The sequence below is a fragment of the Psychrobacillus sp. NPDC096426 genome (assembly GCF_044762745.1).
Classification (GTDB): domain Bacteria; phylum Bacillota; class Bacilli; order Bacillales_A; family Planococcaceae; genus Psychrobacillus.
Window position 1 is genome coordinate 137,295 of sequence record NZ_JBIWEX010000006.1, and the last position, 15,473, is coordinate 152,767.

Genomic DNA, 15,473 nt, shown 5'->3' on the forward strand with positions numbered 1-15,473 from the left:
TATCACAACGAGAGAACTTAGAACAATAGTGTACAATGGAAGAAGGATTTGGATTGGAGCGGAAGGGAGGCGACTCCAGCCGGATGAGTGAGACAGATGAACCATTGCAGGCGAACGCGCAGCGTCGGCGATGGTTCATCGCTCACCCGGAGGGAAGTGTCCGCCCTGCAGCGGAAATCCTAGCGGTAACCTCCTTAAAACGCACTATTCCTATATTGCTTAAACTATCCTTCACCTGGTAATGACTTCAAGGCTTTAATAGTTTCAGCTGTATTTAATGAAAGGTTTTTTTAGAACTATCCTGTTGATCTTCGTGGAGTCCCCTTTCACTACAATCCATTAAATGAGTTAAGATCAATAGTAAAATGTAACGCAGCATAAAGAAAACGTGCAAAGCTAAATTACAAAGAGGGTGATAAGTGTGGGAAATGGTTTATTGGAGCATATTGAACATATTCAAAAAGAAATTGGTTTTTCGGGATCGGTTCTTGTAAAACGAAAGGGGAAAGTACTTGCTCAAAACAATTTTGGTTATGCCAACCGAGCAGATAAAATAGAAAATGAAACAATCACTCGATATGGCATAGCTTCCGGATGTAAAATATTTACGGCTGTTGCTATCAGTCAACTAGTAGAGGAAGGGGAGCTTTCTTTTGATACAAAATTAAAAGAATGCCTAGATATCTCTTTTCCTAGTTTCGATGAAAATATTACTATTCATCATCTTTTAACTCATACCTCAGGCATTCCCGATTATTTCGATGAAGAGATAATGGATGACTTTGAAGAATTATGGATAGAAAAGCCGATGTATCATATAAGACGTCTTCACGATTTCTTACCATTATTTCAACATGCTCAAATGAAATTTAATCCGGGTGAGAAATTCCTTTACAACAATGCTGGATTTATCGTGCTCGGTTTAATCATTGAGCAAGTAAGTGGTCTCGAATTTAAAGATTACGTACAACAGCATGTTTTCGAAAAAGCAGAGATGAAGGACTCGGGTTATTTTGCTTTAGACTCTCTCCCAGGAAAAACAGCAACTGGATATATAGAGCATGAAGATGGTAGTTGGAAAACGAATATGTACTCTATCCCCATTCAAGGTGGTTCAGATGGGGGAGCTTTTGTAACAGTAGAGGATATGCTAAAATTTTGGGATGCTCTTATGAATAATGTATTATTAAGTGAATCATTGACGAAAACGTTACTGACACCACATGTTCAGGAAGAAGCGGATGATTTTTATGGATACGGAGTATGGATAAAGAAAAAAGAGGATACTATTTTTAAGTATCATCTAATGGGCTATGATCCGGGGGTATGCTTCCATTCAGCTCATTATCCACAGATGGACATACATCTTGCGGTTTGTGGAAATATTTCTAGTGGTGCCTATAAAATAATGAATGAAATTGAGAAACGGCTCAGTTGATACTTTTCGATTCTAACTCCTGCGCAAGCTCGTCGCAAACAAAATCGCTTGTGGTAGAGCAACAATATATAAATTGGATTATTTTCTTTTAAAACATGATAAACTGTATAAACGGAGGTGGACTTTGTGAATATAACATCCTACGAGGTTGAAAAAATAAAAGATCCAACGGGCATTATTACGGGTGATCGCTATGAGTTTTTATTAGGAATAGAAGTGCCCGAAGATGACGAATTATTTGATGAAGATAGCTCTTTAGATTTACGAGTAATTTTAGCAGTCATAGAAACGGAAGAGCGTATCGTACAATATCATTTCTTGAATCGTAGCAATGGGAACGTACTAGACTTTGCTTTAGAAGGGGAAGAAGAAGTAGAAGTTCTTACTTTTTGTAAAGAACATTATAAGGAAGCAATTTAAAACCGAGAAGGGACTTCCTCCTCGGTTTTCTTCTTTTGTTAATTGGGGTAAACTGTAATGTACAATCGATTTCACAAAAAGGTGGCCACTTGAATGGAAATAACAAAGTTAATGGAATACGTAAATACAACAGAAGTTAAACATGCAAAACAATTAGATATAACAGGTATCGCTTATAATTCACGCAAAGTGGAAAAAGGACAAGTATTCGTTTGTGTGAAAGGATTTAAAGTTGATGGACACAAGTTTGCTGGACAAGCAGTGGAAAATGGAGCAGTAGCACTAGTTGTAGAGGATTTTATCGAAGGTTTGGAAGTTCCTCAATATAAAGTGGAAAATGGACGTATTGCACTTGCTACACTTGCAGATGCTTTTTATGATCATCCGACTCGTAAACTAAAAACAATTGGCATTACTGCAACAAATGGGAAAACGTCTACTTCGTTTATGACGAATGCTATATTAGAAAACCAAGGTTTGAAAACAGGATTAATGGGAACTGTTGTAGTGAAAATTGGTGATTATGCAGAACCTTCTGAACTGACGACACCTGAATCACTTGATTTACAACGATTTTATGCACAAATGGTAAAAGAGGATGTAACACATGCGACGATGGAAGTTTCTTCATCAGCACTTGAGTTGAATCGAGTAGGCTGCGTCGATTTTGATATTGTTACATTGAATAATATTAGTCGCGAGCATATCGATTTACACTCATCTTTTGAAAATTATTTTGAACATAAATCTAGCCTTATTCGCAACGCTGGAGAAAATAAAGTAGCCATCTTAAATTTAGATGATACGTATTCGGCTTCACTAGTAGATCAAACAAAAGCAAAAGTGATCACCATTGGTGTAGAAGAGCAATCTGCAGATGTAACTTGCAAAAACTTAGACTTATCAACAGGTCGTGCAAAATTCACCGTAGTAATTTCAAAAGATATTGTTACGAAGGAGATGGTTATTCCGAAGCAACAATTCCAAATTGAACTTTCTACACCGGGTTTCCATTCTGTCTATAATTCGATGGTTAGTATCGTTATTGGATTATTATGCGAAGTGCCTGTTGCGACAATTCAAAAAAGCTTACGCGAATTTGTCGGAGTAGAACGTCGTTTCGAAATTATCTTTGAAGATGACTTTAAAATTATCGATGACCACTTCGCGAATAGCGGAAACATCGATATTACGTTAGGTACATTAGAAAAAATGGATTTTAATCGCATTTCCCTCGTGTATGCAATTCGAGGAGACCGAGGAGTCACGGTGAATAGAGAAAATGCAGAGACGATTGCGAAATGGGCACCAAGACTAGGCATTCATGAAGTAATCGCTACATTAAGCCGCTCCCATGTAACACAAAAGGACGTTGTTTCAGCTAGCGAGCTTGCAGTATTTGAAGAAGTGATGGAAGAAGCGGGAATTAGCGTTCGTTTATACGAAGAATTACCAAATGCAATTGAACAAGGTTTGCGAGATGTTTCAGAAGGCGATCTTGTATTACTTGCTGGATGCCAAGGAATGGACTATGGTGCAAAAATAGCATTAGAACAACTTGAAACAATTCGACCAAACGTAGATAAAAAGAAATTATTCCAAGCGCTAGAAAAACGAGTAGCTGGAAATTCTTAATAATGAAAAAAGACCGATGAAAATTCAATCGGTCTTTTTCGTTATTTTATACATCTTCGTTATCGTTTTCGACCATATGCTTCAAAATAGACAACTTATTATTCCAAAATTGATCGTAATAAGAAAGCCAATCTTTTAACTCTTGGAACGATTCTGGTTGTAGACTGTATCTTTTTTCTCTACCGACTTTTTGTCCGCTCACTAAATTGGCTTCTGAAAGTATATGAAGATGTTTTGCGATTGCTGTACGACTCATCGGAAAATGAGAAGTAATTTCCGATATTGGTAGTTCTTTATGAGCAAGCAACTTTAAAACTTCTCTACGCGTTGGGTCAGCTATTGCTTGGAACACATCATACTTTTGTGCAGAAGAGGACAATTAGTTTTCAACAGCCTTTCGCAATCCTCTTTGAACAATACCCACCCAACCTTGAGACATTGTTTCATGAATAACTGAGCTTTTTTGATTTGCTTTTGAAATGAGTGCATCTGGTTGTTTCCACCCACCATGAATAAGCGTGAACTCCGTTTGCTCTCCCATTTCATTTAAAATAAAAGAGACAAACCAACCTTCTGTATCCCATATAAATGAAAGCTTATTAGGAGGATTTACTTCGGTTACTTTACAAGGAGATGGTCCGAAAGGTGATTGAATATGAAATTTATGACCTTTCTCTAACTTAAAATCATTGGGCATAAACCAAGATGCAATGCCTTCTGACGTTGAGACTTTATCCCATACTTTTTGAATTGGAGCATTTAATATGACTGTTTGTGTAATATCTTGTAATGTATTTTCCAACGGTTTCCCTACTTTCTTAAAATACGAAACCTTTTAGTTTCATTTTATTCATTATACGAAACCATTTGGTGTTATGTCAAATGAAAATAAAACAGCATTCCATGTTTGCAAAACTATCGTTTAGGGGAATAGTCAAGTGTCGTGAATAATTCTGTTTTCTCGTTTTCCGTCAACTCTCTCCATTCTCCGATAGGAAGACCTTCTATTGTGATATTCATAATTCGAATGCGTTGCAATCGTTTAACAGTAAAACCAAGTGCAGAGCACATTCTTCTAATTTGTCTATTGAGACCTTGTGTCAAAGTAATGTTAAACATGTTAGGACCTAACTTTTTTACTTTACAAGGAAGTGTTTTTGTACCGAGTATGTTAACTCCTGCCGCCATTTTAGTTAAAAATGTATCGGTAATTTTTTCATTGACTGTGACGACATATTCTTTCTCATGCCCTTTTTCAGCACGGAGAATTTCATTTACAATATCGCCATCATTCGTTAATAGGATGAGACCGTCTGAGTCCTTATCTAATCGACCAATATGGAAAATGCGAAGTGGATGATTCACATAGTCGACGATATTTCCTTTTATGTGACGCTCCGTAGTGCTTGTGATACCAACGGGCTTATTTAAGACAAGGTACACCAGTGGTTGTTCCACGACGATCGGTTTTCCGTCTACTTTTACATCGTCGCCAGCTTCTACTTGGCTACCTAACTCCGCTTGCTTTCCGTTTATCATGACTCTTCCATCTGTGATCCATTTATCGGCACCTCTGCGAGATACAATGCCAGCTTCACTTAAAAATTTATTAATACGCATGATTGCCACCTACCTTTTTAGTTAGAATAATTATATCAAAGAGTGAAACTATTATAGTGCAAATTCCGTAAAAAAGAAAAGGAGTGAGTGGATTGACGGTAAATGAAAAAATCGAGCAAACATTTAATGCACTAAAAAAAGTTTTAGGGTGGACGGTAGATAAAAGAGTAACATTGTCACTTGCAGGGTATTATGTAACATTAGAGAAAGGATTTAACGAAAAAAGATATAATGAGATTTCTACGCATATTAATAAAAGTGCTGGTATTTTTACTCCATTACGTTCTCACTTACATCCCCTTTTCGTATCCACGCTAGATGTTAGTGATATGGAACCGAAACAAGCGGTAGATTTACTTATGGAAAAAGCGGCAGCATTAAAAGTAGCTTCTTTTAAGATGAATAGCTATGCGTATTTAGCTGCGTTAATGATGTCTGATGACAAAGAGAATTGGCCAAGAGAAATAAAACGTGCAGAACAATTGATGGCAGATATGAAAAAACATCATCGTTTTTTAACATCTACGGATGATTACCCTTATGCGATGTTTTTAGGAAAGCTAGACGGTGACACTGCTGTTCGTGCCGAAACGATGAACAGGTATTATAAAGAACTGAAGGAATATAAATTTTATGCAGGCAATGAATTGCAATGGATGTCACAAATATTAACGTATACCAATCCTAACTATGAAGAGAGTTTAATACAAAGAGCGGTTATTATTCGTGATGGCTTAAAAAGCGTCAAAATAAAAACGTCGATGCCGCAATATCCGATTATTGGATTTATGGCTGTATTAAAATTAGGAGAAGATCAATTAAATGAAATCGTTACTGCTTACGAATCGATCGCAAATATGAAGTTGTTGTCCTGGTATAAAGAGTCGGCATTGCCTATTGCATTTGGACTTTCGTTAAGATCATCCAAAGATACGTATGCAACAGCGGCAATTTCAATGGCAACTTCTTTAGAACTGATTTTGCAAGCACAGCAAGCAATGATGATTTCGACCATTGCTGCAACGAGTGTAGCTGCATCATCCAATACTAATTAACCATCATGGTATACTAATAAAGAATAGAAACATACGATTAAAAGGAGCAATAAAATATGAACACAAATCCGATGAGTCAATCTAGAACAATCCAGTCCCATTTAGTCCTCCCACCAGATACAAATCACCATCAAACGATTTTTGGTGGAAAAGTACTTGCTTATATCGATGAAATTGCAGCAATTACTGCGATGAAGCATGCAAAAGGTGCGGTTGTGACAGCATCAATCGATTCAGTGGATTTTGTTTCTTCTGCAAGAGTCGGGGACGTAATTGAGCTAGATGCAATCGTTTCTTCTACAGGTCGCTCTTCCATGGAAGTATATGTTCGTGTAACATCGATGAATGTTTTAACTGGTGAAGAAAAGTTAACAACCGAGTCTTTTGTAACAATGGTTGCAGTGGACGAGAATAATAAACCGATTCCCGTAAAAGGTATTCATCCGGAAACGAAAGATGAGATTCGCTTATTTGAAACAGGACCAGCAAGACGATTACATCGTAGACAACGTATGGAGATGAGATACTAGAAAATTAGGAAGTGATCGTATGCTAAAGCAAATCGATGAACTTTACAAATATATTCTGATTATATTGCTTGTCGTTTATTTGATCAACTCGATCTATTTGAAGGAATTGACGCTCACCTTTACAATTATAGGTCTTGCGGTAATTCTGGAAGTTGTAAAACATCGGCATCGCATAAAGCGGTCTACTTTCCCTCAACTTGCTATTATCGGCGTCGTGATGCTCTCAGGCGGTGCAGGAACCATATATCTGCTCGTGTTATTGCAGATTTTCTTGGAGCCTTTTCGTTTACCCTCCGCATTGGAAACAACGTTAATAATCATTTTTTTGCTCATTTGCTTATATGGATTAGGATACTTTTTGAAAAGAATATTTGGACGAGCAATAAAGAATCAATGAAATCTCCTTTAGAAGTTATGGGAAAATAGCTTCTAAAGGTTTTTTTGAAACTATACTGCATGTTCAATCGTATATATTTGTAGAGGTGTTGCAAATGAAGCATATATATGAACGGACAGCAAAGTATACGAAATTAGGTTCATTGTTATCGTTAGTTATTTATATGGCACTAGTTATTATCTTTCGAGATGTTATGTGGAAAGATTTAGAAACGCATTTTATGATAGGATTTACAATATTCATGCTGTTTGGTACGTCTATTTTTTTTCAGCATGCTGCAGAAAAGTTACCAGATGAGAAGAAAATAGATAGTGAATATTATACTGTTGATTTTCCAGTTCATGAACTTAACTTTCAAAATGATATATCGTTCATTCCACGGAGTTACTTAGTCTCCCATACAGGAGAACGACTTTACACAATTACACCTACAGAAGATCAGTCAGTCACTCGTAAGCTATCCGCCTTCGCCATTTTTAAAAGAGGCATATTCTTTCCGATTACATATGATTTGAAGACAATAGATGGAAAGCTAGTAAGCCAGTTTTCAATTAAAAATAAATTCAAATTCATGCAAATAGAAGTATGTGACCAAACGAAAACTCATATTTCTACTGTCATTATGCCAATCATTTCAGTGAAAAATAGAGCCGTTATTTTCGATACAAACAATGAAAAAACACATCAAATGGAAGCGAAAAGTACGTACGGAGACATTGACGTAAATAGTTTTGAGGGAAAACGCTTGGCAACGTACCGTTTTGGTATGTTTCCTTATGCAACTCACCCAGCATTTGAAGCACAAGCAATGAACACGCACGTATCGCTAGCTTCAGATTTAACCCATATAGAAAAACTAACCTTTACCGCGTTGTTTTACTACTGGACGGCCAATCAATAAGGAGCTGACATTTTCAGCTCCTTTTTAATGTGCTTTATAGTTGTATATTGGTTTAATCACTTCTAGCACATCTACTGTCTCGTCAATATGTGCGAGTATATCGTGCATATCTTTATAAGCAAATGGCGATTCATCAACCGTACTTGCTACAACAGAAGTACTCCATACATCTTTCATTGAATCTTGAAAGTCTTCCAATGCAACGAGCTTTCTTGCTTGGGAACGACTCATAATACGGCCCGCACCATGTGGACCAGAATAATTCCATTCTGGATTTCCTTTTCCACGGCAAATTAATGAACCATCACGCATATTCATCGGGATAATGACAATTTCTCCATCTTGTGCAGAAATAGCACCTTTACGTAGGATCATATTATCTAAATCTATATAATTATGAATCGTGTCGAATGCTGATTCAATTTTCCAGTTCATTCCTCTGCAAATGACATCGACCATCGTTTTACGATTGAGTGCTGCGTATTTTTGTGCGATAGAGAGATCCCATAAATAATCCTTCATCTCTTTACCTTCTACATACGCTAAATCTTTCGGAACAGCATCTCCTAGGGTTTGGTGGGCAACTTGCTGATAATGTTCTGCAATTTGTTTTCCTAAATTTCTGCTGCCTGAGTGTATTACTAAATAAATACTGCCGTCATTTCCAACGTTCAGTTCGATAAAATGATTACCACCACCAAGTGTACCTAAACTTAAACGCGCACGGTTTTCATTAATTGGAGCAACCACTTCCGCAAATGGTATTTCTATCGTATGACGATGCTCTTTGTTTCTAATCCGAGTTCCACTTGGGACATTTTTCTTAATTGCTTTATCTAGTTTTTCGAAGTTAACATCTTCTTCTTTAATCTCTAGTTTTGCGCAAATCATACCGCAACCTAAGTCGACTCCAACAAAATTAGGTACAACTTTGTCGGAAACTGTCATCGTTGTCCCGACAGTACAACCTTTTCCTGCATGAAGATCTGGCATCATTCGTATTTTCGTATCTTGTAAAAAGGAGAGACTACAAAGCTCCTCTACTTGACGCTTCGCCGTTTCCTCTATCCTATTAGTAAAAACAAGTGCATTATTAAATGTTCCTTTTATTTCTATCAAAGTTTCACCTCGTTAAGTTAGTTTTTAAACAAGTTAAACCAACCCTTATATTTAAACCAAGCGAGCATCGACACTGCAATGATCAGCATGATACCAAGAACTACAAAATAGCTGTAACGCCATTCAAGCTCTGGCATATTTTTGAAATTCATCCCATATACACCTGCGATAAATGTTAAAGGGATAAAAACAGTGGAAACAGTCGTTAAAATCATCATAATTCGATTCATATGGATCGAGTTAATGGACATCTGACTATCTCGAATATCAGCAGTTAACTCTCTATTCGACTCTATCATATCGGCAAGCTTTAACAAATGGTCGTAAATATCACCAAAATAAGCTTTTTCGGTTCGTTGCAAATTGACACGTTCGGAATTTATCATCCGGTACAGCAAATCTCGCATTGGAATAATCGTTCGACGCAATCTTAGCAAATCACTTCGAAGGTCAAATACTTGATCCATTGATAAATGGCATGCATTGGACGATAGCTTATCTTCTATCTCGTTTAAATAATCTTCAATTTTATAGACAATCGGAAAATACGCATCCACCACTTCATCAACGATATGATAAGTCGCGTGCATCGTTCCGCGGTCCCAACCTTTTGGATTTTGCACAATACGTTCTCGTGCTTGATCTAATTCGTGCATAGGAGGAAAGTGGAAAGTCACCACAAAGTTGTGTCCAACAAATAAATTCAGTTCCTCTGCTTCTAGCGTATCTTCGTTAAATGTATGCAATACAAAAAAAGAATGCCCCTCATAATGGTCAACTTTTGGTCGTTGAAGTCGAAATAAACAGTCTTCAATTGCAAGTGGATGAAAATGAAAGAAGGAACTAAGTAGTGCTTCCTCTTCTTTGGTAGGTTCACCAATATCTACCCAATACCATTCAAACGCTTTTTCGGCAATATCCTCTAGCTGGAAATCCATTATTATTTCTTGGTTGGCAGTTATTCCAAGAGTTCGAATCATTCTAAAACCCTCCTTGCAGCTCTTATTATCTCATAATTCGTTCTATGTATTCAAAGACATATCCATAAACAAATGGAAAATGCCAAGGAAAGCGGATAATCCTTGGCATTTTATCTTTTTTTACTTTTTGATTTTTGTCTGTTTCACTTCTTTTTTCAATCCCATCATTAAAGAGGCAACCATGAGAAGCATCACGAAAGAAAATGGTAAGGCTGCGATAATGATCGTATTCTGCAATGCAGTAAGTCCATTAACGGACAACAAAGTCATGGCAATGACTGACAAAGTAATTCCCCAAATAAGTTTCACTTTATTTGGCGGTGTCATTGAACCATTTGTTGATAGCATACCGAGAACAAAGGTTGCGGAATCGGCTGATGTGATGAAAAAGCAAGCAATAAGTACTACCGCAACAACAGATATAATCGTCGCCCACGGCATCGAATGGAACATCTCAAAGATAGTCAACTCCGTAGAGGCTTGCGCTAAATCAGCAATACCTTCTTTTTGCATATTGATAGCAGTTGTTCCGAAAGCAGAAAACCAAAGTGCTCCAAGTAATGTAGGTGCAACCAATACAGCGGTGATGAACTCTTTAATCGTTCTGCCTTTCGATACACGAGCTATAAACATACTGACAAAAGGTGCCCATGAAATCCACCAAGCCCAATAAAAGATCGTCCAATTTTCAAGCCACTCGCGATTAGTTGTGCTAAGTGGTGCCGTACGTAAGCTCATTTGAACGATATTGGCTAAATATCCTCCAAATGAATCCGTGAACATATCAAAAATGAGTAATGTTGGACCTAGGACAATAACAAAACCAAGTATTGCAAGTGCTAATACTAAGTTTGCATTCGATAAATATTTAATTCCTTTACTTAAACCCGACCATGCAGAAGCAACGAAGAGAACTGTTATGATGGAAATAATAGTAATCTGTGGGAAGATTCCAATCGACACCCCAAAAAGATAGTTTAAACCTGCATTAATTTGAACGGCACCGAAGCCGAGTGAAGTAGCGACACCAAATGCTGTAGCAAAAATAGCAAGGACGTCGACGAGTACGCCCAACGGTCCTTCCATCTTTTTACCGAAAATGGGCTTTAATGTTGCTGATACTAACCCTGGTTCGTCTTTACGGAACTGAAAGAACGCAAGGGATAACCCGACAACTCCATACATAGCCCACACGTGAAATCCCCAATGGAAGAAAGACTGGCGAAGAGCTTCTTTAAAAGCTGCAGCTGTGTTTGGTTCTGCTGTTGCTGGATCGATTGCATAATGCGATAAAGGTTCGGCAGCACCATAAAAAACGAGTCCAATACCCATTCCAGCAGAAAATAGCATAGAAATCCACGTTACCGTTGAAAACTGTGGACGATCGGTATCTTTTCCCAACCGGATTTTTCCGTAAGGACTAAAGATAAAAAATATATTAAGTGCCAACATGAACGTCATCAATAGCATGTAGTACCAACCAAAAGAAGATGCAACAAAGCCTTTGATGACAGTGGTGATTTCTTCAAAACTTTCGGGTTGTAGTGCTCCATACCCGGCGGCTAAAATGACTAAGCCTATAGTGATATAAAATGTAATAGATAGTTTCTTCATACTTCCCCCTCGTAAATGGATAATTTAAATGTTTAACTATACTAATAAGGCACTGTGAAATCAAATGATATCAAGGGTTCCGTTTCTTCAAAATGATACCCAAAATAAGAAGATTTAAAACAACTAGAAACACCTAAATAAAATATATAAAATTCATTATTGACAGAATAAATAAAACAAATGATTTCAAGGAGCTAACCTAACTGCCGGAAGGACCTCGTTGGATTCTAGATACCCATTCGTAAAGGAATCGATCGAGTAAAATACAAAACATGTTTAGGAAAAAATCAATAAGTCATAGTCAATTAGAATGCCTATACATAGGCGTTCTTTTTTATTTGCAATGAATTGAGGTGTTTGTCTCGTTTGTAATTTAGTCTGCTGCATCTACTAATATATAAGTAAGAAGGAGGTGAATTTGTCATGAGACCATGTAGTTCATGTGGGCACCACATGCACGGAGGAATGTGTGGTTGCCATCAAATGCCAGCTGCTCAACCAATAGTATGTCCGCCACAATTCCGAGTGCGTGATTCGTTTATACCAAGAATGCAGCCTGTTATTCATCCAATTGTGAATGTGAATAGAGAACATCTTGTAAACGTACCTCAACATTTCTTCACGGAAACTAATCGAAATGTTTTAGTAAATCCACCTCAACAAGCTTTTCCGATGCAACCAGGATTTCAACAGCCATTCCCACAACAACAATTTGTACCCCAACAATTTGTAGGACAACAATATGTCCAACAACAATTTTCCCCAGGTCAACCTAGATACTAAAGTTGAACGTCCTTATTTGCAAAAAGCAAATGCATTTTAAGTGCATTTGCTTTTTTAGTTATTTCAAACAAGGCACTATAAGTTTAGGTGTTTTGGATGGTGTTGAACTGAACGAGTTCTACACCATTACCAATGCATAGTCAATTTTATTATTTATAATTGTGAGATATATTGTAATTTTCAATTTATTTTGATAGAGTAATAATTATTCGATTTTTGGAAATGTTTATCAAAAGAGATATGGGGATGATGAAAATGAAACTTTTTGTTTCAATAGACATGGAAGGAATCACAGGCTTACCAGACTATACATTCGTAGATTCGAGTAAGCATAATTATGAACGTGCGCGACGTATAATGACGCAAGAAGCAAATGCGATTGTGGAAGGGGCTTTATCAAGCGGGGTAAAAGAAGTTCTGGTAAATGATAGTCATTCGAAGATGAATAATATTTTAGTAGAGGAGCTACATCCTGAGGCTTCACTAATAACAGGAGATGTGAAACCGTTTTCAATGGTGCAATCGTTAGATAAATCATACATAGGAGCAGTATTTGCTGGTTATCATTCTAGAGCAGGACAACCAGGGGTAATGAGCCATTCGATGATATTTGGCGTAAGAAATATGAGTATAAACGATATAGAAATTGGTGAATTGGGATTAAATGCATATGTAGCAGGACATTTTGGTGTACCGGTTATCATGGTTGCAGGGGATGATGGTGCGTGCAGGGAAGCTGAAGCATTGATTCCTAGAGTCGCCACTGCGGTTGTGAAAGAATCTATCTCTAGGTCTGCTGTTAAAACATTGCATCCGCAAAAAGCACATGCATTATTGAAAGAAAAGGTTGCTGAAGCCATTAGAAACCGTGATCAAATAAAACCACTCGTACCACCAAAAAATCCTACGTTACGAATTGAGTTTGCTAATTATGGTCAAGCAGAATGGGCAGCTCTTATGCCTGGTTGCGAAATTATAAAAGGAACAACAATCGTTAAGTTCGAAGCGAAAGATATATTAGAAGCCTACCGTGCAATGCTTGTAATGGTAGAGCTTGCGATGCAGACAAAATTTTGTTAGGGAGGGAGTTTGCTTATGTCGATGTATATCATTAAACGCTTTATCATGATGATCGCAACAATTCTAATCATCTCCACTTTAACATTCGTTTTGATGCACTCCATCCCGGGTTCACCATTCGATGAGGAGCGTACTTCTAATCCTACTATTCAAGCAAACTTAGAGAAATTTTATAAACTAGATGAACCAATGCATATTCAATATTTATATTACTTAAAGTCAATTGTGACTTTTGACTTCGGTCCTTCCATCAAAAAACCAAACGAATCGGTGAATGAATTACTTGCAAGAGGATTTCCTATTTCTTTTGAGCTCGGTATGGCCACCATACTCGTCGCATTATTGTCTGGAGTTATTTTAGGGACTCTTGCGGCTCTCCGACATAACGGCATAATAGATTATTTAGCGATGACCTTTGCGGTAGTTGGTATTTCTGTGCCGAACTTTGTATTAGCGACCTTGCTTATCCAACAAGTTGCAGTGACTTGGGAGTTACTCCCGGCCGCTACATGGAGTAGTCCTTTGCATATGATCTTACCTATCCTTGCTCTTGCTACGGGACCTACTGCAATTATTGCACGTTTAACAAGATCTAGTATGCTAGAAGTACTCACGCAGGATTATATTAAAATGGCTCTTGCAAAAGGACTTTCACCAGTTCGGATTGTCGTCCGGCACGCATTAAGGAATGCACTTATGCCAGTCGTAACGATTATGGGGACAATGCTTGCTGGCATTTTAACTGGAACTTTTGTTATCGAGAAGATTTTTGCGATTCCTGGAATGGGAAAATACTTTGTAGAAAGCATTAATAATCGTGACTACCCAGTAATAATGGGATCTACAGTATTTTATAGCGCATTTCTCGTATTCATGCTTTTCTTAGTGGATATTGTATACGGATTTTTAGATCCTCGCATAAAATTACATCGAAAAGAGGGGGATGCATAATGACCAATACACAAAATACAGTATCTCCTCAAGTTATTAAAGATGAATGGTTCCGACCAAAACAGAAAGAACAAGGAAAGGCAGAGTCTGTCGTAAGACCTTCGTTGTCTTATTGGCAAGATGCTTGGCGAAGACTACGCAAAAATAAGCTTGCAATGGGTGGGCTAATATTTCTAATTTTACTGATGTTCTTTGCAATATTTGGTCCGATTTTTTCTCCTTACTCAGTAACAGCAACGGATTATCCAAGTCAGAATCAAGCGCCATCTGCAGCTCATTGGTTCGGTACGGATGAAGCGGGAAGGGATGTATTTACTAGAACATGGTATGGTGCACGAATTTCCCTATTTGTCGGTATTATGGCAGCACTCATTGATTTTTTTATCGGCATTATTTACGGCGGGTTTAGTGGGTATAAAGGTAGCCGGACGGATACAGTAATGATGCGGGTAGTGGAAGTACTTTACGGTTTACCGCATTTGTTAGTAGTTATTTTACTAATGGTGGTCATGGGGGCGAGCTTAACTACGATTATCGTAGCTCTTACAGTAACTGGATGGGTAGGTATGGCTCGTATTGTTCGAGGACAAGTACTGCAGATTAAAACCTATGAATTTGTGACGGCATCTAAATCGTTTGGTGCAAAGACTTCTCGCATTATTCGGAAAAACCTACTACCGAATACGATGGGTCCCATTATTGTTCAAATGACCCTTACTGTTCCAAGTGCTATTTTTGCGGAAGCATTCTTGAGTTTCCTAGGACTTGGCGTTGCTGCTCCTTTTGCAAGTTGGGGGGTTATGGCGAATGATGCATTACCAGTTATATTATCCGGGCATTGGTGGCGATTATTCTTTCCTGCACTTTTTATATCCCTTACAATGTTTGCTTTTAATGTACTAGGAGATGGTTTGCAGGACGCACTTGATCCAAAGCTGAGGAGGTAAAAA

Annotated in this window: 17 protein-coding genes; 11 read left to right on the forward strand and 6 right to left on the reverse strand. The window is 37.7% G+C overall.

What is annotated here, in order from left to right; genetic code table 11:
* Positions 1 to 421: 421 nt before the first annotated feature.
* The 3 genes from ACIQYS_RS07155 to ACIQYS_RS07165 all read left to right on the forward strand — a co-directional run bounded on the left by ACIQYS_RS07155 (position 422) and on the right by ACIQYS_RS07165 (position 3,493).
* Positions 422 to 1,438 carry a serine hydrolase domain-containing protein gene (locus ACIQYS_RS07155; protein WP_402976792.1) on the forward strand — a complete coding sequence of 339 codons (1,017 nt, stop codon included), beginning with the start codon at positions 422 to 424 and terminating at the stop codon, positions 1,436 to 1,438.
* 126 nt (positions 1,439 to 1,564) lie between these two features.
* Positions 1,565 to 1,858, forward strand: coding sequence for a DUF6509 family protein (locus ACIQYS_RS07160; protein ID WP_402976795.1), 294 nt, complete (start codon positions 1,565 to 1,567; stop codon positions 1,856 to 1,858).
* 93 nt (positions 1,859 to 1,951) lie between these two features.
* On the forward strand, positions 1,952 to 3,493 hold the full coding sequence (locus tag ACIQYS_RS07165) for a Mur ligase family protein (RefSeq protein ID WP_402976797.1): 1,542 nt from the start codon (positions 1,952 to 1,954) through the stop codon (positions 3,491 to 3,493).
* Between the two features lie 46 nt (positions 3,494 to 3,539).
* Here ACIQYS_RS07165 and ACIQYS_RS07170 read toward each other — a convergent pair whose 3' ends face one another.
* The 3 genes from ACIQYS_RS07170 to rluF all read right to left on the reverse strand — a co-directional run bounded on the left by ACIQYS_RS07170 (position 3,540) and on the right by rluF (position 5,113).
* Positions 3,540 to 3,872 carry an ArsR/SmtB family transcription factor gene (locus ACIQYS_RS07170; protein ID WP_402976800.1) on the reverse strand — a complete coding sequence of 111 codons (333 nt, stop codon included), beginning with the start codon at positions 3,870 to 3,872 and terminating at the stop codon, positions 3,540 to 3,542.
* The gene (locus ACIQYS_RS07175) at positions 3,873 to 4,295 is read right to left on the reverse strand and encodes an SRPBCC family protein (RefSeq protein WP_402976803.1); all 423 of its coding nucleotides are present in this window, start codon (positions 4,293 to 4,295) and stop codon (positions 3,873 to 3,875) included.
* A 113-nt stretch (positions 4,296 to 4,408) separates the two neighbouring features.
* Entirely contained in the window at positions 4,409 to 5,113 is a 705-nt protein-coding gene (gene rluF, locus ACIQYS_RS07180; RefSeq protein ID WP_402976806.1) for a 23S rRNA pseudouridine(2604) synthase RluF, read from the reverse strand.
* Positions 5,114 to 5,205: 92 nt separating this feature from the next.
* On the opposite strand from rluF, the gene ACIQYS_RS07185 reads away from it, so the two are divergent.
* The 4 genes from ACIQYS_RS07185 to ACIQYS_RS07200 all read left to right on the forward strand — a co-directional run bounded on the left by ACIQYS_RS07185 (position 5,206) and on the right by ACIQYS_RS07200 (position 7,996).
* Positions 5,206 to 6,168 (forward strand): DUF4003 family protein, encoded by a 963-nt coding sequence (locus ACIQYS_RS07185; protein ID WP_402976809.1) that lies wholly within the window; start codon positions 5,206 to 5,208, stop codon positions 6,166 to 6,168.
* Positions 6,169 to 6,224: 56 nt separating this feature from the next.
* On the forward strand, positions 6,225 to 6,698 hold the full coding sequence (locus ACIQYS_RS07190; protein ID WP_402976812.1) for an acyl-CoA thioesterase: 474 nt from the start codon (positions 6,225 to 6,227) through the stop codon (positions 6,696 to 6,698).
* Between the two features lie 19 nt (positions 6,699 to 6,717).
* On the forward strand, positions 6,718 to 7,095 hold the full coding sequence (locus ACIQYS_RS07195; RefSeq protein WP_402976815.1) for a hypothetical protein: 378 nt from the start codon (positions 6,718 to 6,720) through the stop codon (positions 7,093 to 7,095).
* A gap of 94 nt (positions 7,096 to 7,189) precedes the next feature.
* Positions 7,190 to 7,996 (forward strand): hypothetical protein, encoded by an 807-nt coding sequence (locus tag ACIQYS_RS07200; protein WP_402976818.1) that lies wholly within the window; start codon positions 7,190 to 7,192, stop codon positions 7,994 to 7,996.
* A gap of 24 nt (positions 7,997 to 8,020) precedes the next feature.
* On the opposite strand, the gene ACIQYS_RS07205 is transcribed toward ACIQYS_RS07200, so the two are convergent.
* From ACIQYS_RS07205 to ACIQYS_RS07215, 3 genes are all read right to left on the reverse strand, one after another.
* Complete coding sequence (locus ACIQYS_RS07205) at positions 8,021 to 9,115, reverse strand: RtcB family protein (protein WP_402976821.1); 1,095 nt, start codon at positions 9,113 to 9,115, stop codon at positions 8,021 to 8,023.
* Positions 9,116 to 9,132: 17 nt separating this feature from the next.
* Complete coding sequence (gene corA, locus ACIQYS_RS07210; RefSeq protein ID WP_402976824.1) at positions 9,133 to 10,095, reverse strand: magnesium/cobalt transporter CorA; 963 nt, start codon at positions 10,093 to 10,095, stop codon at positions 9,133 to 9,135.
* 120 nt (positions 10,096 to 10,215) lie between these two features.
* Positions 10,216 to 11,709, reverse strand: coding sequence for a BCCT family transporter (locus tag ACIQYS_RS07215; protein WP_402976827.1), 1,494 nt, complete (start codon positions 11,707 to 11,709; stop codon positions 10,216 to 10,218).
* Between the two features lie 423 nt (positions 11,710 to 12,132).
* Here ACIQYS_RS07215 and ACIQYS_RS07220 point away from each other — a divergent pair, with 423 nt between their 5' ends.
* The 4 genes from ACIQYS_RS07220 (at position 12,133) to ACIQYS_RS07235 (ending at position 15,470) form a co-directional block, all read left to right on the forward strand.
* On the forward strand, positions 12,133 to 12,492 hold the full coding sequence (locus ACIQYS_RS07220) for a hypothetical protein (RefSeq protein WP_402976830.1): 360 nt from the start codon (positions 12,133 to 12,135) through the stop codon (positions 12,490 to 12,492).
* A gap of 255 nt (positions 12,493 to 12,747) precedes the next feature.
* Positions 12,748 to 13,572: a M55 family metallopeptidase gene (locus ACIQYS_RS07225; protein ID WP_402976983.1), complete on the forward strand. Its 825-nt coding sequence runs from the start codon at positions 12,748 to 12,750 to the stop codon at positions 13,570 to 13,572.
* A 15-nt stretch (positions 13,573 to 13,587) separates the two neighbouring features.
* Positions 13,588 to 14,523 carry an ABC transporter permease gene (locus ACIQYS_RS07230; protein ID WP_402976833.1) on the forward strand — a complete coding sequence of 312 codons (936 nt, stop codon included), beginning with the start codon at positions 13,588 to 13,590 and terminating at the stop codon, positions 14,521 to 14,523.
* A complete protein-coding gene (locus tag ACIQYS_RS07235; protein ID WP_402976836.1) occupies positions 14,523 to 15,470 on the forward strand; it encodes an ABC transporter permease in 948 nt (315 codons plus the stop codon). Before ACIQYS_RS07230 ends, ACIQYS_RS07235 begins: the two co-directional genes overlap by 1 nt.
* Positions 15,471 to 15,473 lie beyond the last annotated feature (3 nt).